At 63.5% G+C, this 19,845-nt stretch carries 17 protein-coding genes; 13 read left to right on the top strand and 4 right to left on the bottom strand.

From position 1 onward, the window contains the following. Positions 1–26 precede the first annotated feature (26 nt). The 7 genes from ACQ5BM_RS33290 to ACQ5BM_RS33260 all read left to right on the top strand — a co-directional run bounded on the left by ACQ5BM_RS33290 (position 27) and on the right by ACQ5BM_RS33260 (position 6,615). A complete protein-coding gene (locus ACQ5BM_RS33290; RefSeq protein WP_429820372.1) occupies positions 27–1,106 on the top strand; it encodes an ABC transporter substrate-binding protein in 1,080 nt (359 codons plus the stop codon). 125 nt (positions 1,107–1,231) lie between these two features. Next, the gene (locus ACQ5BM_RS33285; protein ID WP_429820370.1) at positions 1,232–2,269 is read left to right on the top strand and encodes an ABC transporter ATP-binding protein; all 1,038 of its coding nucleotides are present in this window, start codon (positions 1,232–1,234) and stop codon (positions 2,267–2,269) included. Continuing rightward, the gene (locus ACQ5BM_RS33280; protein ID WP_429820368.1) at positions 2,266–3,120 is read left to right on the top strand and encodes an ABC transporter permease; all 855 of its coding nucleotides are present in this window, start codon (positions 2,266–2,268) and stop codon (positions 3,118–3,120) included. The genes ACQ5BM_RS33285 and ACQ5BM_RS33280 overlap by 4 nt, the downstream gene beginning before the upstream one ends. Next, on the top strand, positions 3,117–3,917 hold the full coding sequence (locus ACQ5BM_RS33275) for an ABC transporter permease (RefSeq protein WP_429820366.1): 801 nt from the start codon (positions 3,117–3,119) through the stop codon (positions 3,915–3,917). Before ACQ5BM_RS33280 ends, ACQ5BM_RS33275 begins: the two co-directional genes overlap by 4 nt. Then, positions 3,914–4,693 carry a carbon-nitrogen hydrolase family protein gene (locus ACQ5BM_RS33270; RefSeq protein WP_429820364.1) on the top strand — a complete coding sequence of 260 codons (780 nt, stop codon included), beginning with the start codon at positions 3,914–3,916 and terminating at the stop codon, positions 4,691–4,693. The genes ACQ5BM_RS33275 and ACQ5BM_RS33270 overlap by 4 nt, the downstream gene beginning before the upstream one ends. A 182-nt stretch (positions 4,694–4,875) precedes the next feature. Next, positions 4,876–5,829, top strand: a complete 954-nt coding sequence (locus ACQ5BM_RS33265; protein WP_429820363.1) for a ring-cleaving dioxygenase — start codon at positions 4,876–4,878, stop codon at positions 5,827–5,829. 222 nt (positions 5,830–6,051) lie between these two features. Continuing rightward, entirely contained in the window at positions 6,052–6,615 is a 564-nt protein-coding gene (locus ACQ5BM_RS33260) for an NADPH-dependent FMN reductase (protein WP_429820361.1), read from the top strand. Positions 6,616–6,882: 267 nt separating this feature from the next. Here ACQ5BM_RS33260 and ACQ5BM_RS33255 read toward each other — a convergent pair whose 3' ends face one another. The 4 genes from ACQ5BM_RS33255 to cysQ form a co-directional block, all read right to left on the bottom strand. Continuing rightward, positions 6,883–8,439 (bottom strand): VOC family protein, encoded by a 1,557-nt coding sequence (locus tag ACQ5BM_RS33255; RefSeq protein ID WP_429820359.1) that lies wholly within the window; start codon positions 8,437–8,439, stop codon positions 6,883–6,885. A gap of 92 nt (positions 8,440–8,531) precedes the next feature. Beyond that, positions 8,532–9,389: an SDR family NAD(P)-dependent oxidoreductase gene (locus ACQ5BM_RS33250; protein ID WP_429820357.1), complete on the bottom strand. Its 858-nt coding sequence runs from the start codon at positions 9,387–9,389 to the stop codon at positions 8,532–8,534. 417 nt (positions 9,390–9,806) lie between these two features. Further along, positions 9,807–10,319 (bottom strand): Dps family protein, encoded by a 513-nt coding sequence (locus ACQ5BM_RS33245; RefSeq protein ID WP_429820355.1) that lies wholly within the window; start codon positions 10,317–10,319, stop codon positions 9,807–9,809. 302 nt (positions 10,320–10,621) lie between these two features. After that, positions 10,622–11,398 (bottom strand): 3'(2'),5'-bisphosphate nucleotidase CysQ, encoded by a 777-nt coding sequence (gene cysQ, locus ACQ5BM_RS33240; protein ID WP_429820354.1) that lies wholly within the window; start codon positions 11,396–11,398, stop codon positions 10,622–10,624. 230 nt (positions 11,399–11,628) lie between these two features. Here cysQ and ACQ5BM_RS33235 point away from each other — a divergent pair, with 230 nt between their 5' ends. The 6 genes from ACQ5BM_RS33235 to ACQ5BM_RS33210 all read left to right on the top strand — a co-directional run. Further along, entirely contained in the window at positions 11,629–12,879 is a 1,251-nt protein-coding gene (locus ACQ5BM_RS33235) for a sarcosine oxidase subunit beta family protein (protein ID WP_429820352.1), read from the top strand. A 74-nt stretch (positions 12,880–12,953) separates the two neighbouring features. Continuing rightward, complete coding sequence (locus ACQ5BM_RS33230; RefSeq protein WP_429820350.1) at positions 12,954–13,232, top strand: sarcosine oxidase subunit delta; 279 nt, start codon at positions 12,954–12,956, stop codon at positions 13,230–13,232. Further along, positions 13,229–16,186, top strand: coding sequence for a sarcosine oxidase subunit alpha family protein (locus ACQ5BM_RS33225; RefSeq protein ID WP_429820347.1), 2,958 nt, complete (start codon positions 13,229–13,231; stop codon positions 16,184–16,186). Before ACQ5BM_RS33230 ends, ACQ5BM_RS33225 begins: the two co-directional genes overlap by 4 nt. A 10-nt stretch (positions 16,187–16,196) precedes the next feature. Then, complete coding sequence (locus ACQ5BM_RS33220; RefSeq protein WP_429820345.1) at positions 16,197–16,751, top strand: sarcosine oxidase subunit gamma; 555 nt, start codon at positions 16,197–16,199, stop codon at positions 16,749–16,751. A 254-nt stretch (positions 16,752–17,005) separates the two neighbouring features. Next, positions 17,006–19,432 (top strand): GcvT family protein, encoded by a 2,427-nt coding sequence (locus ACQ5BM_RS33215; protein WP_429820343.1) that lies wholly within the window; start codon positions 17,006–17,008, stop codon positions 19,430–19,432. Between the two features lie 286 nt (positions 19,433–19,718). After that, a partial coding sequence (locus ACQ5BM_RS33210; protein WP_429819031.1) for an ABC transporter permease subunit occupies positions 19,719–19,845 on the top strand: 127 nt, incomplete at its 3' end.

Genomic DNA, 19,845 nt, shown 5'->3' with positions numbered 1-19,845 from the left:
AACCGCCGAAACAAAGGAGACTGATGATGATCACCACTTCCATCAAGCGGCGGACGCTGCTCGGCGCCGGTCTTGCCGGCGCCTCCATGCTGGCGATGCCGTCGATTCTCAGAGCGCAGGACAAGTCGCTGAAGGTCGGCGTCTATGGCGGCTACTTCAAGGATTCCTTCGACAAGAACATCTTCCCGGAATTCACCAAGGCGACCGGCATTGCAATCGAATCGATCGCCGAACCGACCGGCGAAGCCTGGCTCGTCCAGCTCGAACAGGCCGCTCGCGCCGGTCAGGCACCTGCCGACGTCTCGATGATGTCGCAGGTGGCGATGCTCAAGGGCCAGGCGACGGACCTCTGGACGCCGATCGACACGGCGAAGATCAAGAACGCATCGAACCTGCTCGATCGTTTCGTCAACAAGTACCCCGATGGCCGCATCGCCGGCATCGGAGCGGTTTCCTGGTACATCACGCTCGTGACGAACACCGACGTCTACAAGGAAGCACCGACCTCCTGGTCCGCCTTCTGGGATCCGGCAAACGCTGACAAGCTCGGCCTGCTGGCCCTCGTTTCCAACTCGTTCCTGCTCGAAGTGACGGCCAAGACCTTCATGGGCGGCACCAACGCGCTCGACACGGAAGAGGGTCTGTTGAAGGCGTTCGAGAAGCTTGCCGAAGTCAAGCCGAACGTACGCCTGTGGTACCGCGACGAGGCGCAGTTCGAGCAGTCGCTGAAGTCGGGCGAAATCCCGATGGGCCAGTATTATCACGATGTGACCGGCCTTGCCGCCGCCGACGGCCATCCTGTTCGTTCGACCTTCCCGAAGGAAGGCGGCATCCAGGATTCCGGTTGCTGGGCGCTGTCGCGCGCCTCGCAGAAGTCGGAAGAGGCCCATATCTTCATCGACTACATGTGCCAGCCCTCGATCCAGGCGACGCTGTCGCGTAAGGTCGGCACGTCGCCGACCGTCAAGCGCGAGGTTACGGATCTGACCGACAAGGAATTCGCAGCCGTTTCGTCCGACATCGAGCCGATCATTCCGCGCTACGATCTCTACCAGACGAAGTCGGATTGGCTGAACCAGAAGTGGACCGAACTGATCGTCGGCTGAGCTTGACCGACACCCTTCCCTGATCTTCAGGGAAGGACTGAACCCAACGACGGGGAGGGGCTGCCGGCCGCTTCCCGCCTCAACCCCTCCCATGAGGAGGAGGGGACCATCCTCGCGGAGAAACAATGTCCGGACTTGCCCTTCAAAACGTCGTCAAGGAATTCGGAGCCTTCAGGGCCGTCAACAATGTCGACCTGACCGTGCCGCACGGCACCTTCGTCTGCATGCTCGGACCTTCCGGCTGCGGCAAGACCACGCTGCTCCGGATGATCGCCGGCCTCGACCTGCCGACAGACGGCGCGATCCGGCTCGACGGCGAGGACATCACCCGTGTCCCGACGCACAAGCGCAATCTCGGCATGGTCTTCCAGTCGCTGGCGCTGTTTCCGCATCTGACCGTCGGCGAGAACATCGCCTATCCCTTGCGCATCCGCGGGAAAGCCAAGGAAGAACAGAAAAAGCGCGTCGACGAGCTTCTGTCGATGATCCATCTCTCCGGCTACGCCGACCGTCCCGTCGCCAAGCTCTCCGGCGGCCAGCGTCAGCGCGTGGCGATTGCGCGGGCGCTTTCGATCTCGCCGAAACTCTTCCTGCTCGACGAGCCGCTTTCGGCGCTCGATGCGAAGCTGCGCGAGGCGATGCAGGTGGAGCTGCGCCAGCTTCAGCAGAAGCTCGGCATCACCACCATCGTCGTCACCCACGACCAGCGCGAAGCAATGACCATGGCCGACACCGTCGTCGTCATGAACGGCGGCGAGATCCGCCAGGCCGCGTCGCCGATCGAGATCTATCGCCGACCGGCCGACAGTTTCGTCGCTGACTTCATCGGCCAGACGAACCTGCTCGACGTCCAGGCCGACAGCGCTGGCCGCGCCGAAGTGCTCGGCCAAGTGGTGCCCGGCCTCGTCCTGCCGGCAGGGGCCAGCAAGGGCACGCTTTCGGTTCGCCCGGAAGACGTGCATCTGACCGCGCCCGGCGCCGGTGCGCTCACCGGCAAGGTCACTTTCGTGCGCGATCTCGGCGGCACGATCGAGACCTTCGTCGACATTGCCGGCCGCCAGATCGTCGCCGTCTCCACGCCGCGCGAGCGGCCGGAAGTCACCGTCGGCCAGGAAGTCGGCATCGCGCTCACCCCTGACGTCTGCGTGGTGCTGAAGAAATGAGACGCGAACCGCCCCAGACCCTCGGCGATCACGCGCCGCTCCTCTTTCCGGCGGCGATGCTCATCATCTTCTTCGTCGTGCCCTTCGGCACGATGATCGCCGTCAGCTTCTTCCAGCGCCAGCAGGGCGGCTTCTATACGCCGGCCTTCGTCTTCGACAACTACGCCCGCTTCCTCTCGGCCTTCTTCGGCGGGGTGCTCGGCTTCTCGCTGATGCTCGCGATCACGGTTGCGATCTGCTGCGTCGTGCTTGCCTTGCCCTTCACCTATATGCTGACGCGCATGGCACGGAAGGTGCAGGTGGTCTGGCTGGTGGCGCTGCTCTCGATCTTGTCGCTCTCGGAAGTCATCATCGGTTTTGCCTGGTCGACGCTGTTTTCGCGCACCGCCGGCATCACCAACATCCTCGTCGCACTCGGCATCATGGCGGAAGCCAAGGCCCTGACGCCGAGTTTTGGGGCCGTTTTGACCGGCATGGTCTATCAGGCCTTCCCCTATACGGTGCTGGTGCTCTTCCCGGCGCTTGTCCGTCTCGATCCGACCTTGACGGAGGCGGCCCGCACGCTCGGCGCCTCGCCGCTGAAGGCGTTTTTCACCGTGGTCGTGCCGGCGCTTCGCAACACCATCACCGCCACCTTGATCATGGTCTTCATCTTCGCGCTCGGCTCCTATCTGTTGCCGCAGCTTCTCGGTCGACCGCAGCACTGGACGCTGTCGGTGCTGATCACCGACCAGGCGATCTACCAGTCGAACATGCCGTTCGCCGCGGCCATGGCCGTGTTCCTCGTGCTCGTGACCTTGGGCCTCGTGGCGCTCACCGTGATTGCCGGACGCAAGGGAGAAGCGGCATGACCTCGATCTTCCGCAAGGCCTATTTCTTCCTGATCGGCCTGTTCCTGTCATTGCCGCTGATCGTCGTCGCCGGCGTCTCGGTCAACCAGAAGCAGACGCTCGCCTTTCCGCCGCAAGGCTTTTCGCTCTCCTGGTATGGCGAGATCTTCCTCAATCCGGAATGGCGCAACGCCCTCTTTGCGTCGGTGACGCTGGCCGTGCTCTCGGCAGCGCTTGCCGTTGCGATCGCGCTGCCGCTCTCCTGGTTCCTGTGGCGGCGTATCGCGCCCTGGGCGAACATCTTCCAGCTTCTCGGCGTCGCACCCTTCACGCTGCCGCCGGTCATCACCGCGCTCGGCATGCTCACCTTCTGGGCGACGATCGGCTTCTATGGCCAGCCCTGGACGGCGGTGGTCAGCCACGCGATCTTTTTCGTGACGCTGCCGCTGGTGACGCTCTCGCTTGGCTTCACCTCGATCGACCGTTCCCTCGTTGAGGCCGCCTCGACCATGGGCGCCGACGAGCGCACCATCTTCCGCACCGTCGTGCTGCCGCTGATCCTGCCTTACATCGTTTCCGGTTATGCCTTTGCCTTCGTGCTGTCGCTCAACGAATATATCGTTGCCTACATGACGGTCGGCTTCACCGTGGAAACGCTGCCGATCAAGATCTTCAATGCGCTTCGCTACGGCTACACGCCGACCATGGCGTCCGTGACGGTTCTCTTCGTCACGACAGCGGCAGTGATCTTCGGCCTCGTCGCCCGCTTCGGCGACCTGCCGAAGCTGCTTGGCGCCATGTCAACGGACGGAAAATGATGAAGCTCGCCGCCCTTCAGATGCAATCGGCGCCGGGAGACGTCGCCGCCAATCTCGATCGCATCGCGCGCGCCGCGGCTGAAGCCGCGACCCAAGGGGCAACGCTGTTGCTGACGCCCGAACTCGGCATCACCGGCTACGGCGCCGGTGATGCACTGGCGACGGTCGCCGAAGCGCCGGATGGTGCGATCGTGGCGCGTCTCAAGGCGATCTCGTCTGAGACCGGCATCGCGCTGATTGCGGGTTTCGCCGAGCGGGACGGCGGCGATGTCTATAACAGCGCCGTCTATGTCGATGGCGATGCGGCGCCGGTCGTCTATCGCAAGTCTCACCTCTATGGCGATTACGAGCGCTCGATCTTCAAGGCGCCCGCACCCGAGACCAGGCTGTTCCTGCATCGCGGCGTCACCTGCGGCATGCTGATCTGCTACGACGTCGAGTTTCCGGAGAACGTCCGGCGGTTGGCGCTGGCCGGTGCCGAGGCCGTGCTGGTGCCGACGGCGCTACCGGCCGGCTGGTCCGGTTCCTTTATCGCCGAGCACATGATCCAGACGCGGGCCTTCGAGAACCAGGTTTTTGTCGCCTATATCAACCATCATGGTTCGGATCCGCTGTTCTCCTTCGCCGGACTGTCGCGCATCGCCGCTCCCGACGGCCAGCTTCTCGCCAAGGCCGATGCCGGTCACGAGACCTTGCTGATCGTAGATATCGACCCCCAAGCCTATGCGATCTCCCGCCTCGAAAACACCTATCTCGGTGATCTGAACCGGCGCTGAATTTGCGCCTGTCGGCCGTCGGCCTTGGCCGCGGCGCATCGAGATTGCTGCAGGTTCAGAAACAAAGTCGCGTGGCGATTGTTCACTTGGCGGGAACGTTCCGTTCTCTATTGATCCACTGTCGGAAACGATACGACATCCCATATTGTGCTCAACAGTAATGCCACGCATTGGAGGCAATCATGAGCTTGCAACTGACCGGGATCCATCACCTGACGGCGATCACCGCCAACGCCCCGGAGAACCTGCGTTTCTACACCGAGACGCTCGGGCTGCGGCTGGTCAAGAAGACCGTCAACCAGGATGACACCACCGCCTACCATCTCTTCTATGCCGACGGGCGCGCAACGCCCGGAACGGACCTGACCTTCTTCGACTGGCCGGTTGGGCCGGAGGGGCGCGGTACGCACAGCATCTCGCGTACGGGCCTGAGGGTCGGCAGCGCCGCGAGCGTGCGCTGGTGGAAGCGTCGCTTCGACGACCTCAAGGTCACGGCGGGTGAGATCGCGGAAATCGATGGACGCGTTTCGCTCGACTTCGAAGACGGCGAAGGCCAGCGCTTCCGGTTGGTCGACGACGGTGGGCTTGAGCCCTCGCATCCTTGGGAAAGGAGCCCGGTTCCGGCCGAGCACCAGATCAAGGGGCTCGGGCCGATCACCATCAGCGTGCCCGACATCACCAACACCCAGCTGGTCCTGACCCATGTGATGAACATGAGCGAGGCCCGCACCTATCCGTCACCGGATGGTCAAGGACAGGTCCATGTCTTCACGATGGGCGAGGGCGGTCCCGCGGCCGAACTGCACGTTGCGGTCCAGCCGGGCCTGCCGATTGCCCGGCAGGGCGCCGGTGCCGTGCACCACGTCGCCTTCCGGGCGCCCGACAACGCGGCACTGACGGAATGGACGGAGCGGCTCAACGGTTTCCGCCTGCCGTCGAGTGGCGAAGTCGAACGCTACTACTTCCGTTCGCTCTATTTCCGCGAGCCGAATGGCGTTCTCTTCGAGATCGCGACAGACGGGCCCGGTTTCGCGGTTGATGAACCGATGGAAACGCTGGGTGAAAGCCTGTCGCTGCCGCCGTTCCTGGAGCCGAAGCGGGCCCAGATCGAAGCGCGGTTGAAGCCGCTGGTCTAACAATTGGGCTCAAGCGACAAGCCGGGGATTCTTCCCCGGCTTATTTGTGTCTATCCCTCTGACCCTGTTGGATATCGCCCTCGAGCGGACCCATCATGGCGGCTGTTGCGTTATGCGTCTGAGCGCGAGGAGGAAAAGCATGTGCGGATTTCAGCCTGCTTCCGCCCTTACGTATCGAGGCGCGCCCGCAAGGTCCCTGCAGAGTAGGAAGGATCAAATCTCATGACGAAAATCCTCGGCATATCCGGGAGCCTGCGCAAGGCGTCGTTCAACACCGGCCTGATGCGGGCGGCTGCGGAGAACGTGCCGGATGGCGTCGACTTCGACGCCGCGACCCTGCACGGGATTCCGCTCTATGACGGTGATATCGAGAAGGAAAGCGGCATTCCCGACGCCGTGACGGCGCTCAAGCAGAAGGTGATGGCCGCCGACGGCGTCATCCTGTTCACGCCGGAATACAACAACTCCATCCCCGGCGTATTCAAGAACGCGATCGACTGGCTGAGCCGGCCCTCTGCCGATATCGCCAAGGTGTTTCGCGACCGGCCGTTTGCGCTCGCCGGCGCATCGCCCGGCAATTTCGGCACCATCCTCAGCCAAAACGCCTGGCTGCCTGTCATGCGTACCCTCGGTGCCGAGCTCTGGTCGGGCAAGCGGCTGATGTTGCCCAGGGCGGAGACGCTTTTCGACGCGAACGGGATGCTGACAGACGAGGGCGCGCGCGATCGGCTCACCGCCTTCGTCAAGGCTTTCGCGGATTATGCGGCGGCTCAGAGGAAGGTTTGAGGCGAAGGGCAGGTCGGGGACCCTAGCGGACAAGGAAGTCCCACGACGGCAAAGCTCCGGCCGGTTCGCCTCCTCCATCATCGCCACACGAACGAACTCTCGACGCTCTTCATCGCGACACCTTTCGTCAGGGCATGGACCGATCGCCTCAAGACCAAATCCAGCCTCTGATGTGTCAGCTATCTCCCCGAACACCTGTTTCCACGGACTGAACACTTGACCCGCGGATGACGGAGAGAGGAGCGGCCGCGGGCTGAAGGAGACCCCTCAGAGCCCCTTGCCCTTCAGCCATTGTTGAATGGTCGCAATATCCGGAGCGCCGATTTCATGCCCCATGTCGAGTTCGGCCGCCGTCAGGTCGGCACCTGTGCGTGACAGCTCCGCCTTCAGCCGGGGCGCGAATTCTCCATAGCTGTCGTGCTGGCCCGTGAGCAACAGCACCTTCGTGCCGGTCAAATCCGGCGGCGGCACGTCGTCGATGACAAGCATCGAGCGCATCAGCACGACGTTGCGGATGAGGCCCGGATGTAACAGCATCAGTGCCACCAGCAGGTTGGCGCCGTTGGAATAGCCGATGAAGACGGTCTTATCGAGGTCGATCCGGTAGCCGTCCGCAGCCCCTTCGACGAAGGCGGCGAAGGCGTCGGCCTCCGCGCGCACGTCCTTCTGGTCGAAGGTCGTCGGCGAATAGCGCCGGAACCAGCGCGGCATGCCTTCTTCGTTCGCCCGGCCGCGGATGCCGATGAGCGTCGCTTGCCTGTCGACCTGGTGGGCGAGGTGGAGAAGTTGTGTCTCGTTGGCGCCGCTGCCGTGAAGCAGCATGAAGGTGCGGTCATCCAGCACGTCAGGATGATAGAAGCGGTGCACGAAGGGCAGGTCGCGCTCCGTCAGCCGCGGTTCTCCCGGGAGCGCGAATTGCGGCATGGCGAGCAGCATCTCTTCCCTCGCGGCGCTGAAATGCGCGGGGACGAAAAGCTCGGTGCCGAGCGTTTCCTTGGGCTCGTCGACCGTGAAGCCGGGCACGTCGCTTGCCAGTTCGTAGAGCGAGCCGCCCGGCTCGCGCACATAGAGCGAATAGAAGTATTTGCGGTCATGCGCATTGATGGCGCCGGCGCCATCGCGTTGCAGATCGTCGCGCACCCGTTCCACCGCTGCCCGATCGGAAGCGCGGAAGGCGATGTGATCGATCGTTCCGGTTCCGGGCGCGGACGTCCAGAAGCCGGTCGCGTCGCGCACGTCGATGACGTCGCCGGAGGCGGCGGTGAGGCGACGGATCGTGTCGCTGGAGGCCGTTTCGCTGTAACCGAAATGCGTTTTCAGGAAGCGAACGGACTCTTCCGGCTTCTCGGTGAGGATCGTGGCGCCGCGCAGGCGTCGGATCGCATCTTCCTCCGGGATGTCGCGCGTGCTCCAGGGCGCCGTGGCGGAAACCACCTCGGTGCCGACGAGCTTGACGATGACGCCGTCCGGATCCTTGAGCCGCAGCACCGGTTCGCCGAACTCCTGCGACGGCCCCGAGGTGGCGATGTTGAATTGCAGCGCCCGGGTCAGCCAGAAGCCGATGCTCTCCGGCCGGATCGCGAAGGCGATTTCGCTTGGCTGGCTGTGACCGACCCGCCCGCGGCCGCCATCCTCCCACATCAGGAAAGTGACGAGCGATCCGGGTGAGCCCTCGGCGTCGCCGTAGAAGAGGTGCAACTGGTTGGCATCTTCGTAGCCGCCCGTCCGCTTGACGAGCCGCAAGCCCAGGAAGCCGACATAGAAATCGACGTTTGCCTGAACCTTCCGGGCGATCAGGGTGATGTGGTGGATGCCGCTCGTCATTGTCGGTCCCTCGTTGGTATGTGCTCACAAAACACGAGACGGAGCGCTGGCGCCAGAAGCGCTGCGGAGAACGCTGCGTTTACGCGCGAAGATCAGTCGCGGCCCTTTTCCAGGAATGCCTTGAAGGCATCCGCGTGGTCCGGATGCCAGCGCGACAGCGGCGGCCGGTTCTCGACGATATCGCCGGCGGCCCACAGAATACGGCGCTCGTCGGTGGGGCGGGGGACGTCGTTGTCGGGGCAGAGAATGTAGAAGTCGCCGCGCGCCAGGCTTTCCATCATGAAGTCGACGGTCTGCTCCGGCGTCCAGGCGCCGGCCGGCTTTTCGCTGCGGCCCTGGGCCGTCAGCCCGGTATAGACGAAGCCGGGGATGAGGAGATGCGCGTGGACCTGGCTTCCGGCAGTGTTGCGCAACTCATGCTCGAGCGCTTCGGTGAAGACCTTCACGCCTGCCTTCGAGACGTTGTAGGCCGGGTCGCCCGGCGGCGTGGTGATGCCTTGCTTCGAGCCGGTGTTGATGATGACGGCCGGTTTGCCGTGCGCGATCATGCGTGCCGCGAAAACGCGAGAACCGTTGATGACGCCCCAAAGGTTGACGCCGAGCGTCGCTTCCCAGGCGGCCAATGGACCGAGGATCGTGCTGCCGGGCTGGATGCCGGCATTGTTCATCAGCACATGCACCTCGCCGAACCGCTGATGCACGCCGCGTTCGAGCGCTTCCAGGTCTTCGAGCCGCGACACGTCGGTTGGTACTGCCACGATGTGCTGCGCTCGACCGGGTGCGGCGGCGGCGACTTCGGCCGCAGCCTTGTCCAGCTTCTCGCCGGCAAGGTCGGCGAGCACGACGCGCAAGCCGAGCGAGGCGAAGTGGCGAGCGGCGGCCAGGCCGATGCCGGAGGCGGCGCCGGTGATGACGGCAAGATTGTCGGGGGCGAAGGCAGGATGCGACATGACGGAAACTCCTGTGGCGGGATCGCGTGCAAGACATAGGGCGCCGAAGACGGCCTGTCCATTGGGGTTTCCGGGAACTGCTCCTGAAAACCATGTGTTTTCAAGGCAGTCCCCACAGCGCCGTGCGTCTTGTCAGACGCGCAAAGGCCGCAGTAGGACTTTGATTTGCTGCGTGTCTTCGTCCTTGAATCGATGTCGATTTAAGGAGACATGCAGTAGCGCAAGCTCGACCATTTCCGCGCCTTCACAAAGGAGGAACTTGCGTTCGTATCGCATTCACGACCGATGAGCTCGCAGTCGATGGTGGCGAAACCATCGTCGTCGACGGCGCGCACGGTGCCCCCCTGCCAAAGGACGCCGCGAATATTTCTTTCCGATGCGGCGCCGCCGCCGCATCGATGCCAGGTGCCGAAAGGATCAGGCTGCAACGATAGCCCGCAGCATCCATAGCGCTTTTTCGTGGAAGTCGAGGCGCTCAGTCAGCATGTCGGTGGTGACGAGGTCGCCGTTCTCGTCGGCCTTGGTGCCGGCCTCGCGCATGCGGCGCGCCGCCGCCTCGTGATCGGCGATCAGGTCCGCCACCATTTCGGCCGCGGTCGTATGACTGACCGAGGCCGCACTGGGCGCGAAAGTCTTTGCTTCGGCAAGTTTCGCCGGGGCGAGATGGCCAAGGGCACGGATGCGTTCGGCGATGATGTCGGTTGCCTTGAACAACGCATTGTAATGTTCTTCGGTCAGTTCGTGCAGCGGCTTGAACAGGGGGCCAACCACATTCCAATGGTAGATGTGGCTTTTGATCACCAGCTTGTAAGTTTCGGCCAGGATGTCGGAAAGCGCTACGGCCATGTGTTGGCGATAGGCCTTGGTCAGACCGATGTCGAATTCCTCGTCCCTGACCTTGGGCTTCAGCACGGCGGCTGTCTGTTTCATTCTCCTGCTCCAGTTCTGTCTTTGAAAACGTCGAGCGAATGCGGCGGTGGCCGGTCGCCTGTGTTGAACGCCGCGGTGGGGCGGTTGTTCCGGCCACATAGGCGGCCGTCACATGCCTTTTAAACGCCAGGGTAGGCCAGGGAGACGGCCTGTCGGCTCAGCGCGCGTGCGGGAACAGGTCCCGACCACGTCACTGTTCCAACCGGACGCGGAGAGGACCGGGGTTACCCGAAAGTGAAAGTATGGAGTGGCCGCAGAACTTCGACGCGTAGATAGCGGCTCCGCCGTAAATAAAGGAGCAATCAGGGCTTGCCGCGCGAGACGAACCAGGGGTTGGCGAAGTCGCTATCGTCCTTCTGGTTGCGCTTGCCGTAGGTGAGCGGCGCGCCGTCCATCGTCAGGGTTTCACCGCCGGCCGCCCGAAGGATGGCGTCGCCCGCGGCCGTGTCCCATTCCATCGTGCGGCTGAAGCGTGGATAGACGTCGGCAAGCCCCTCGGCGAGAAGGCAGAACTTGAGCGACGAACCGACCGCCCTGTAGTCGACGATGCCGTGCTCGGCGAGGTAGGCGGTCGTTTCGGCGCTGTTATGCGAACGGCTGGCAAGTCCCACCATGCGATCGCCGCAACTGCGGCAGCCAATGACAGTCTCATTGTCGAGGTGGAAAGTCTCGTCGATGACCGACTTTACTGCCTTGCCGTGGTGGGCGGCATAGAGGATGCCGAGTGCCGGCGCGTAGACGACGCCGGCCACGGGCGCGCCGTTCTCGATCAACGCGATGTTGACGGTAAAGTCGTCATGCCGGCCGATGAATTCCTTCGTGCCATCGAGGGGGTCGACCAGGAAGAAGGATCTGCCGGATATATCAGGCACGAAACCGGCGGCGACCGCTTCCTCGGCGACAACCGGAATCTCCGGAAAGGCGCGGGCGAGATCCGCGAGGATGATGCGCTCGGCGCAGGCGTCGGCGTCGGTGACCGGCGAACAGTCCGGCTTGTAGGTGACCTCCGGGCCAGCGTTATAGATGTCGAGAATGGCCCGACCCGCTGATATCGCCGATTGTTGCAGTATCTCCAGCATTCGCCCTTACTTTCCGTCCGTCACCAGCCTCATAACATATCGAGAATAGGAAGGTAGTCATGCTTTGGCGGTAGGCGCATTCCGTTCGCGACAATCATCGATTCGTTCCGTCGGCCAGCCAGCTGCAAGATGAGCCGGCGAAGGGTTTTTTGCAGCTGCGAGGCGCATGTGTCTTTGCTTCCTCCGCGCGGCTGTGCAAATGTGCCGATGCAACTGAACTGGATGCCTTCATGCGTTATTCCGCCTTCTCGCTCGTCAGGAACGCCCTTTCCGGAAACCTGAATTGGAAGCCGCAATGGCGCCAGCCGCAACCGAAGCCGCACTATGACGTGATCATCGTCGGCGGCGGTGGGCACGGGCTTTCGACGGCCTATTACCTTGCCAAGGAATTCGGCGTGAAGAACGTCGCCGTTCTGGAGAAAGGCTATCTCGGTTCGGGCAATGTTGGCCGCAACACAACGATCGTGCGCTCCAACTACATGCTGCCCGGCAACGAACCATTCTACGAGTTCTCGATGAAGCTCTGGGAAGGGCTGGAGCAGGATCTCAACTACAATGTGATGCTGTCGCAGCGCGGCGTCATCATGCTTTACCACAGCGACGGCCAGCGCGACGCCTATGTCCGGCGCGGCAACGCGATGTGGATGGAGGGAGTGGCCGCCGAACTCATCGAGCGTGAGCAGTTGAAGAAGATGATCCCCTTCCTCAATTACGATCACGCCCGCTATCCGATCCTTGGCGGCCTGTTGCAGCGGCGCGCCGGTACCGCGAGACATGATGCGGTCGCCTGGGGCTACGCCCGTGGCGCCGACCGGCACGGCGTCGACATCATCGAACATTGCGAAGTGACCGGCATCCGCCGTGAAAACGGTGTCGTCACCGGCGTCGAGACCACCAAGGGCTTCATCGGCTGCGGCAAGCTGGCGCTGGCGGCGGCCGGAAATTCGTCGCGGGTCGGCGAGATGGCGGGTCTCAAGCTGCCGCTCGAAAGCCATGTGCTGCAGGCCTTCGTCACCGAGGGGCTGAAGCCCTGCATCGACCACGTGATCGTCTATGGCGGCGGCCACTTCTACATCTCGCAATCGGACAAGGGCGGCCTCGTCTTTGGTGCCGAGATCGACGGCTATTCCTCCTACGCCCAGCGCGGCAACCTCGCGACCGCCGAGCACGTAATGGAGGAAGGGGTGGCGATGATCCCAGGCCTGTCGCGGGTGCGGGTGCTGCGCGCCTGGGGCGGCGTCATGGACATGAGTATGGACGGATCGCCGATCATCGACCGCACCTCGATCGACAATCTCTACCTCAACTGCGGCTGGTGCTATGGCGGCTTCAAGGCGACACCGGCTTCCGGCTATTGCTTCGCCCACCTGATCGCCAGGAACGACACCCATCCGGTGGCAAGAGCTCTCAGGCTCGACCGTTTTGCACGCGGCTATGCCGTCGACGAGGCCGGCGCCGGCCCGCAACCCAACCTCCACTGACAGCACGTGGCCGACCTGTCGGCCCGCACGGAATGAACAGGAAGCCGCAACACGGCTTCAGGACACGGAAGACGATGGCAAGCCTGATTACCTGCCCGCATTGCGGGGTCCGACCGAAGGAAGAGTTTGCGATTCGGGGCGACGCGTCGCGCGGCCGCCCGGAACCGATGGATTCGGACGAAGCCTGGCACGATTATGTCTATGTGCGTGCCAATCCGCGCGGCCGCACCTTCGAGCATTGGCATCACATCGCCGGCTGTCGACGCTTCCTCGTGGTCGAGCGCGATACGGGCACCCACGAGGTCTATTCCGTCGTCGATGCCGTGGAGTTTCTGCGGAGGGCCGAGCGATGACCGGCTATCGTCTTTCCTCCGGCGGCCTCGTCGATCGCAGCCAGTCGCTGAGCTTCACCTTCGACGGCCGACCGCTGCGCGGCTTTGCCGGCGATACGCTCGCCTCGGCGCTGCTTGCCAATGACCAGCTGCTCGTCGGTCGCAGCTTCAAGTACCATCGGCCGCGCGGCGTCGTCAGTGCCGGGCCTTCCGAGCCGAACGCACTCGTCACCATCGGTTCCGGTGCGCGCACCGACGCAAACACCAAGGCGACGGTCGCCGAACTTTATGGTGGGCTGACCGCCAAGAGCCAGAACCGCTGGCCCTCGCTCGGCTTCGATGTTGGTGCCGCCAACGGCCTGCTGTCGCCGTTCCTCGGCGCCGGCTTCTACTACAAGACCTTCATGTGGCCGAAGCAATTCTGGGAGCGCGTCTACGAGCCCTTTATCCGCCGCGCCGCCGGCCTCGGACGGGCCGTGCTGGAGCGTGACCCGGAGAGCTACGAGAAGTCCTGGGCGTTCTGTGATCTGCTCGTCGTCGGTGCCGGTCCTGCCGGCCTGATGGCGGCGCTGACGGCCGGCCGTGCCGGGCTGCGCGTCATCGTCGCGGACGAGGATTTCCGGTTCGGCGGCTCCCTGCTTTCGGCCACCGAGACCATTGACGGCGGCGCGGCTTCGGTCTTCGCCGATCGTGCAGTTGCAGAGTTGCAATCGCTGCCGAACGTCACGCTGCTTTCGCGCACCACCGTTTTCGGCTGGTACGACGACAATGTCTTCGGGGCGGTCGAACGCGTCCAGAAACACGTCGCCGAACCGTCGTCGAAGCTTGCGAGCGAGCGCGTCTGGCGCGTCGTTGCCAAGCGCGCTCTGCTTGCGACCGGCGCAGAAGAACGGCCGCTGGTCTTCGGCGGCAACGATCGCCCCGGCGTGATGATGGCCGGTGCCATGACGACCTATGCCGAACGCTACGGTGTTGCAGCCGGCAAGTCGGTCGCGATCTTCACCAGCAGTAGCGCCGGCTATCGCACGGCGCGCGCGCTTTCTGCCAAAGGCGTCGCTATAGCGGCGATCGTCGATGCCCGGGCGGAATCCGGCGATCGGGCGCCCGATGGCGTCAGGATCATCCGTTCGGCCTCGATCGCCGATACCAAGGGCGGGCAACGCCTCAAAGGCATCGTCGTCGAACGCTCCGGCTTTGAGGAACTGATCGGCTGCGACGCGCTCGGCATGTCCGGCGGCTGGAGCCCGGTCGTGCATCTTGCTTGCCAGCGCGGTGCAAGGCCGGTCTGGTCGGAGGAATTGAAGGCGTTCGCTGCCCCCGATGTCGGTGCTGGCTTTCGTCCCGTTGGCGCTGCCAATGGCGTCTATACGCTCGCCGGCTGCCTATCCGACGGCGCGGAGAAGGCCGCAGCAATGGCGGTGGAACTCGGTTTCAATGTCACGCCAGCCGCGCCACCCGTCGTCGATGGCGCGGAAGCCTCTTCCTTTGCGGCGCTCTGGTACGTACCGGGCGCCAAGTCGAAGGCCTTCGTCGACTTCCAGAACGACGTGCATGCGAAGGATCTCGGCCTTGCTCTCCGCGAAGGCTTCGGCCACGTGGAGCATGCCAAGCGCTACACGACCAACGGCATGGCGACCGACCAGGGCAAGCTTTCCAACATCAATGCCGTCGGCATTCTCGCGGGCATGCGCGGCGTCAGCCCGGCCGAGGTCGGCACAACGACCTTCCGGCCCTTCTACACCCCGGTCTCCTTCGGCGCACTTGCGGGCGCGGCGCGCGACGAACATGCGGTGCCGGCACGGAAATCGCCGCTGCATGGCTGGGCGACGAAAAACGGTGCGACCTTCGTCGAGGCAGGGCTCTGGTACCGCTCCGCCTGGTTCCCGCGCGCCGGCGAGAAGACCTGGCGCGAAAGCGTCGATCGCGAAGTGCTGAACGTACGCGCCAATGTCGGCCTCTGCGACGTCTCGACGCTCGGCAAGATCGAGGTTTTCGGTCCGGACGCCGCGGAGTTCCTCAACCGGCTCTATTGCAACCCGGTCTTGAAACTGCCCGTCGGCAAGGCGCGCTATGGCCTGATGCTGCGCGAAGACGGCTTCGTCTTCGACGACGGCACGGTGAGCCGGTTCGACGAGGAGCATTTCTTCGTGACGACGACAACGGCGATGGCCGGGCCGGTGATGGCCCACATGGAATATTGTGCCCAGGCGCTCTGGCCGGAGCTTGAGGTCCGGTTCACCTCGTCTACGGACCAATGGGCGCAGATGGCGGTCGCCGGTCCGAAGGCGCGCGCGGTATTGCAGCAGATCGTTGACGGCGACATTTCCGACGACGCATTTCCGTTCCTTTCCGCCCGGAAGATCGTTCTGAAAAACGGCGTTTCCGCGCGGCTCTTCCGCATCTCCTTTTCCGGGGAACTCGCCTTCGAGCTGGCAGTACCGGCGGGTTACGGCGAAGCGGTTGCGGACCAGATCATGGAGGCCGGCCGGCCGCACGACATCTGTGCCTATGGCGTCGAAGCGCTCAATGTGCTGCGCCTGGAGAAGGGGTTGCTGACCCATGCCGAATTCGATGGTCGCGTCACGCCCGACGATGCCGGCCTCGGTCGCATGCTGTCGATGCAGAAGGCCGATTTCATCGGCAAGCGCCTGTCGACGCGCTATGGGTTGACGGCGGCCGACCGCATGCAGCTCGTCGGCCTGAAGCCGGTCGACGCCGACAAGGACATGCGCGCCGGTGCCCATCTCCTGAAGGAGGGAACGAAGCCCTCGACGCTGAACGACCAGGGCTGGGTGAGCTCGGCCGGCTTCTCGCCGGTCCTGGGGCACGCCATCGCGCTTGCCTTCCTGAAATCCGGGCGCGAGCGATATGGCGAGAAGGTCATCGTCTTTGACAAGCTGCGCGATCAGGAGATCGTCGCCGAGGTCTGTGATCCGGTCTTCGTCGATCCGCAAAACATGAAACTGAAGGCCTGAGGAGGCGGTGATGGTTCGCGACTACAACAACCGCCACGCATTGGAGCAGAAGTTGCGCTCTGCGCCGACGCCTCCGGCAGCCGATCACCTGATGGTCGGCCATTGGCGCACGATCGCGACGGTTCTCGCTCGCACCGGGCAGGAGGAGGCGGTGCGGCAGGCGATCGCTTCGGTATCCGAGCTGTCGCTCCGTTTCTCAGGTCCCGGGGAATGGCTGGTGGTTTCGGAGGTGGAGGCGCCGAGTGGACTGGTGCGGCACCTTGAAGAGCTTTGCGGTGGGCGGGCCTATGTCGTCGACCAAAGCGACGGACGCGCCGTCTTCCGACTTGCCGGCCCGAATGCGCGCACCATCCTCGCCAAGGGCATCGGCCTCGATCTGCATCCTGCTGTTTTCCCGCTCGGGGGCAGTGCCAACGTGCTGTGCGGCCACATACCGGTAAATCTCGCCCGGACGGAGGAAGATGCGTTCGAACTGATCGTGGCGCGAAGCTACGCGGAATCGCTCTTCGACGACCTGATGCGGATGGGACGGGCGTTCGATCTCACGGCCGCCTTTTCGGACTGAACCGGTCTCCGGCGATAGGCTGAAAGCAAATGCGGCATGAGATGCCGCAAACGGGTCGCCCATCCACCAGCAAACGGCGGAAATGGACAAGCGTCCTTCGCAGCCGTGTCTTTATCGCCGCCGCCTTTCTGACTAGGCTGCCATCATTCGCCGCCTGAGCTTCCATGGCGGAAGGCAAGCGGCCGCCGTGCCTGATTTTTTCCTGACAATTTGGCCATGGCTCCGGCAGGAGCATGGAAAGACGGAGTGTACGCATGAAAAGCCATGCCAAGGTCGTCGTTATCGGAGGCGGTGTCGTCGGTTGTTCGGTGCTTTATCACCTGACGAAGTTCGGCTGGACCGATGCTGTCCTGCTCGAACGATCGGAGCTGACCTCCGGCTCCACCTGGCACGCGGCCGGCGGCATGCACACGATCAACGGCGACCCGAACGTCGCCAAGCTGCAGAAATACACGGTCGAGCTCTATAAGGAGATCCAGGAATTCTCCGGCCAGGATGTCGGCCTGCACATGACGTCTGGCATGATGCTGGCAGCCACCAAGGAGCGCTTCGACTGGATGAAGTCGATCCTCGCCAAGGGCCGCTATATGGGGCTCGAGGCCGAGCTGCTGACGCCCAAGGAAGCGCATGACCTGATGCCGCTGCTCGACCCTGATCAGTTCGTCGGCGCGGTCTTCGATCCGGTCGAGGGCCATCTCGATCCCTACGGCACGACCCATGCCTATGCCAAGTCGGCGAAGAAGAACGGCGCGGAGATCTATCTGCACACCAAGGTCGAGGACCTGGTGCAGCGCGAGGACGGCTCCTGGCGCGTGATCACCAATCAGGGCGAGATCATCGCCGAGCATGTCGTCAACGCCGCCGGGCTCTGGGCGCGTGAAGTGGGCCGCATGGTCGGCCTCGAGCTGCCGGTGCTCGCCATGGAGCACATGTATCTCATCACCGAAGACATGCCCGAGGTCATCGAGTTCAACCGGACGCGTGGCAAGGAACTGATGCATTGCGTCGATTTCGACGGCGAGATCTATCTGCGCCAGGAACGCAACGGCATGCTGATGGGCACCTATGAGAAGGCATGCCGTCCGTGGTCGCCGGTTACGACGCCCTGGGACTTCGGCCATGAACTGCTGGCCGAGGATATCGATCGCATTTCGCCGGAACTCGAAGTCGGCTTCCGGCATTTTCCGGCCTTCAACCGAGCCGGCATCAAGAAGATCATCAACGGCCCCTTCACCTTCTCGCCGGATGGCAATCCGCTGGTCGGCCCCGTGCGGGGCTTGCGGAACTTCTGGTCGGCCTGCGCCGTCATGGCCGGCTTCAGCCAGGGCGGCGGCGTCGGCCTGGCGCTTGCCAACTGGATGATCCATGGCGATCCCGGTTTCGACGTCTTTGCCATGGACGTCGCCCGCTACGGCGACTTTGCCACACTCGCCTATACCAACGCCAAGGTGCGCGAAAACTATTCGCGCCGTTTCTCGATCCGCTATCCGAACGAGGAGTTGCCGGGCGCACGGCCACTGCTGACGACGCCGATTTACGACAGGCTGAAGGCAGCCGGCGCCGTTTTCGGCGCGTCCTACGGCCTCGAAACGCCGCTGTGGTTCGCGCCCGAAGGAGTGACGGACGCATTTTCCTGGCGGCGCTCGACGGATTTCGAGACGGTTGGCGCGGAAGCGCGCGCCGTGCGTGCGGGCGTCGGCCTGATGGAGACTTCGGGCTTTGCCAAATATGCGATCACAGGCAAGGGCGCCGAGGCCTGGCTCGACCGCATGCTTGCCTGCCGCATCCCGCAGGCGGGACGCATGACGCTGGCGCCGATGCTGAAGGACGACGGCAAGCTGATCGGCGACTTCACGCTTGCCAAGCTCGGGGAGGGGGATTTCCTGCTCATCGGCTCCGGCATCGCCGAGGACTACCACATGCGCTGGTTCGAGGCGCATCTGCCCGGGGACGGCTCGGTTTCGCTGAAGCCGCTGAAGCTGGAACTGGTCGGCCTGTCGATCGCAGGGCCGAAGGCGCGCGAGGTGCTTGCCGGCCTCACCCATCTCGACGTCTCGGACGCCGCCTTTCCGTTCCTGGATATCCGCCGGATGGACCTCGGCATGGCACCGGTCATCGTCGGCCGCGTCAGCTACACCGGCGATCTCGGCTACGAGATCTGGATGAAGCCGGAGTATCAGCGCTATCTCTTCGAGCTCCTGATGGAGAAGGGGGCGTCGTCCGGGATCAGACTGTTCGGCCTCAGGGCGCTGAATGCGTTGCGGGTCGAGAAATCCTTCGGTAGCTGGGCGCGCGAGTATCGACCGCTTTACGGCCCGGTCGAGGCCGGACTTGGTCGCTTCGTCGCAACCGGCAAGGAGGCCGATTTCATCGGCAAGGCGGCGGCGATCCAGGAGAAGGCCGACGGCGGCGTGCTGCGTCTCAGGACCTTCGTCCTCGAGGCGAGGGACGCCGACGTCATCGGCGACGAGCCGATCTATCTCGACGGCGTCGTGCGCGGCTGGGTGACGTCGGGCGGCTATGCGCATACGAGCGGCGTTTCGGTGGCCATGGGTTACGTGCCGAAGGAGATCGCCGACCGCAGCGATGGCTGGTCGATCGAGCTCCTGGGCGAGATCCTGCCGGCGCGCCTGCAGCCGACCCCCTTGTTCGACGCGAGCGGTCAACGGATGCGCACCTGAGCGCCGAGACGGGCCACTGGTCTGGTCGGTCGGTGGCCGGACCTCCGCAGGTCTCACGGCATTTACGACTAAAGTTGATGCTTTTGCGGGCGAAAGCTGCCGAAGTTTCGATTTTTCTGGCTTTAAAAGCGTCAAATCGATTTTATCGAGGAAGATTTTGCCGAAGCCGCGTTTTTTAGCTTTCCTTTTCGTTTGAAAGAGGTATGGAATCGAACAAACACAGCGCTCACAAGAGCTCAAAAAACAAAGAGACCAGACCTTAGGGATCTGGTCCAGGGGAAGATTGATGGAGTATTTCGTCCAGCAGCTCGTCAACGGGCTGACTCTTGGGTCTATTTATGGTATGATCGCGATTGGTTATACCATGGTCTACGGCATCATTGGCATGATCAACTTCGCCCACGGCGATATCT

This window comes from Ensifer sp. B1-9 (genome assembly GCF_050474445.1).
Classification (GTDB): domain Bacteria; phylum Pseudomonadota; class Alphaproteobacteria; order Rhizobiales; family Rhizobiaceae; genus Ensifer.
Note: the sequence above shows the minus strand (reverse complement) of the source record. Positions and strands in the feature narration are given on the sequence as shown.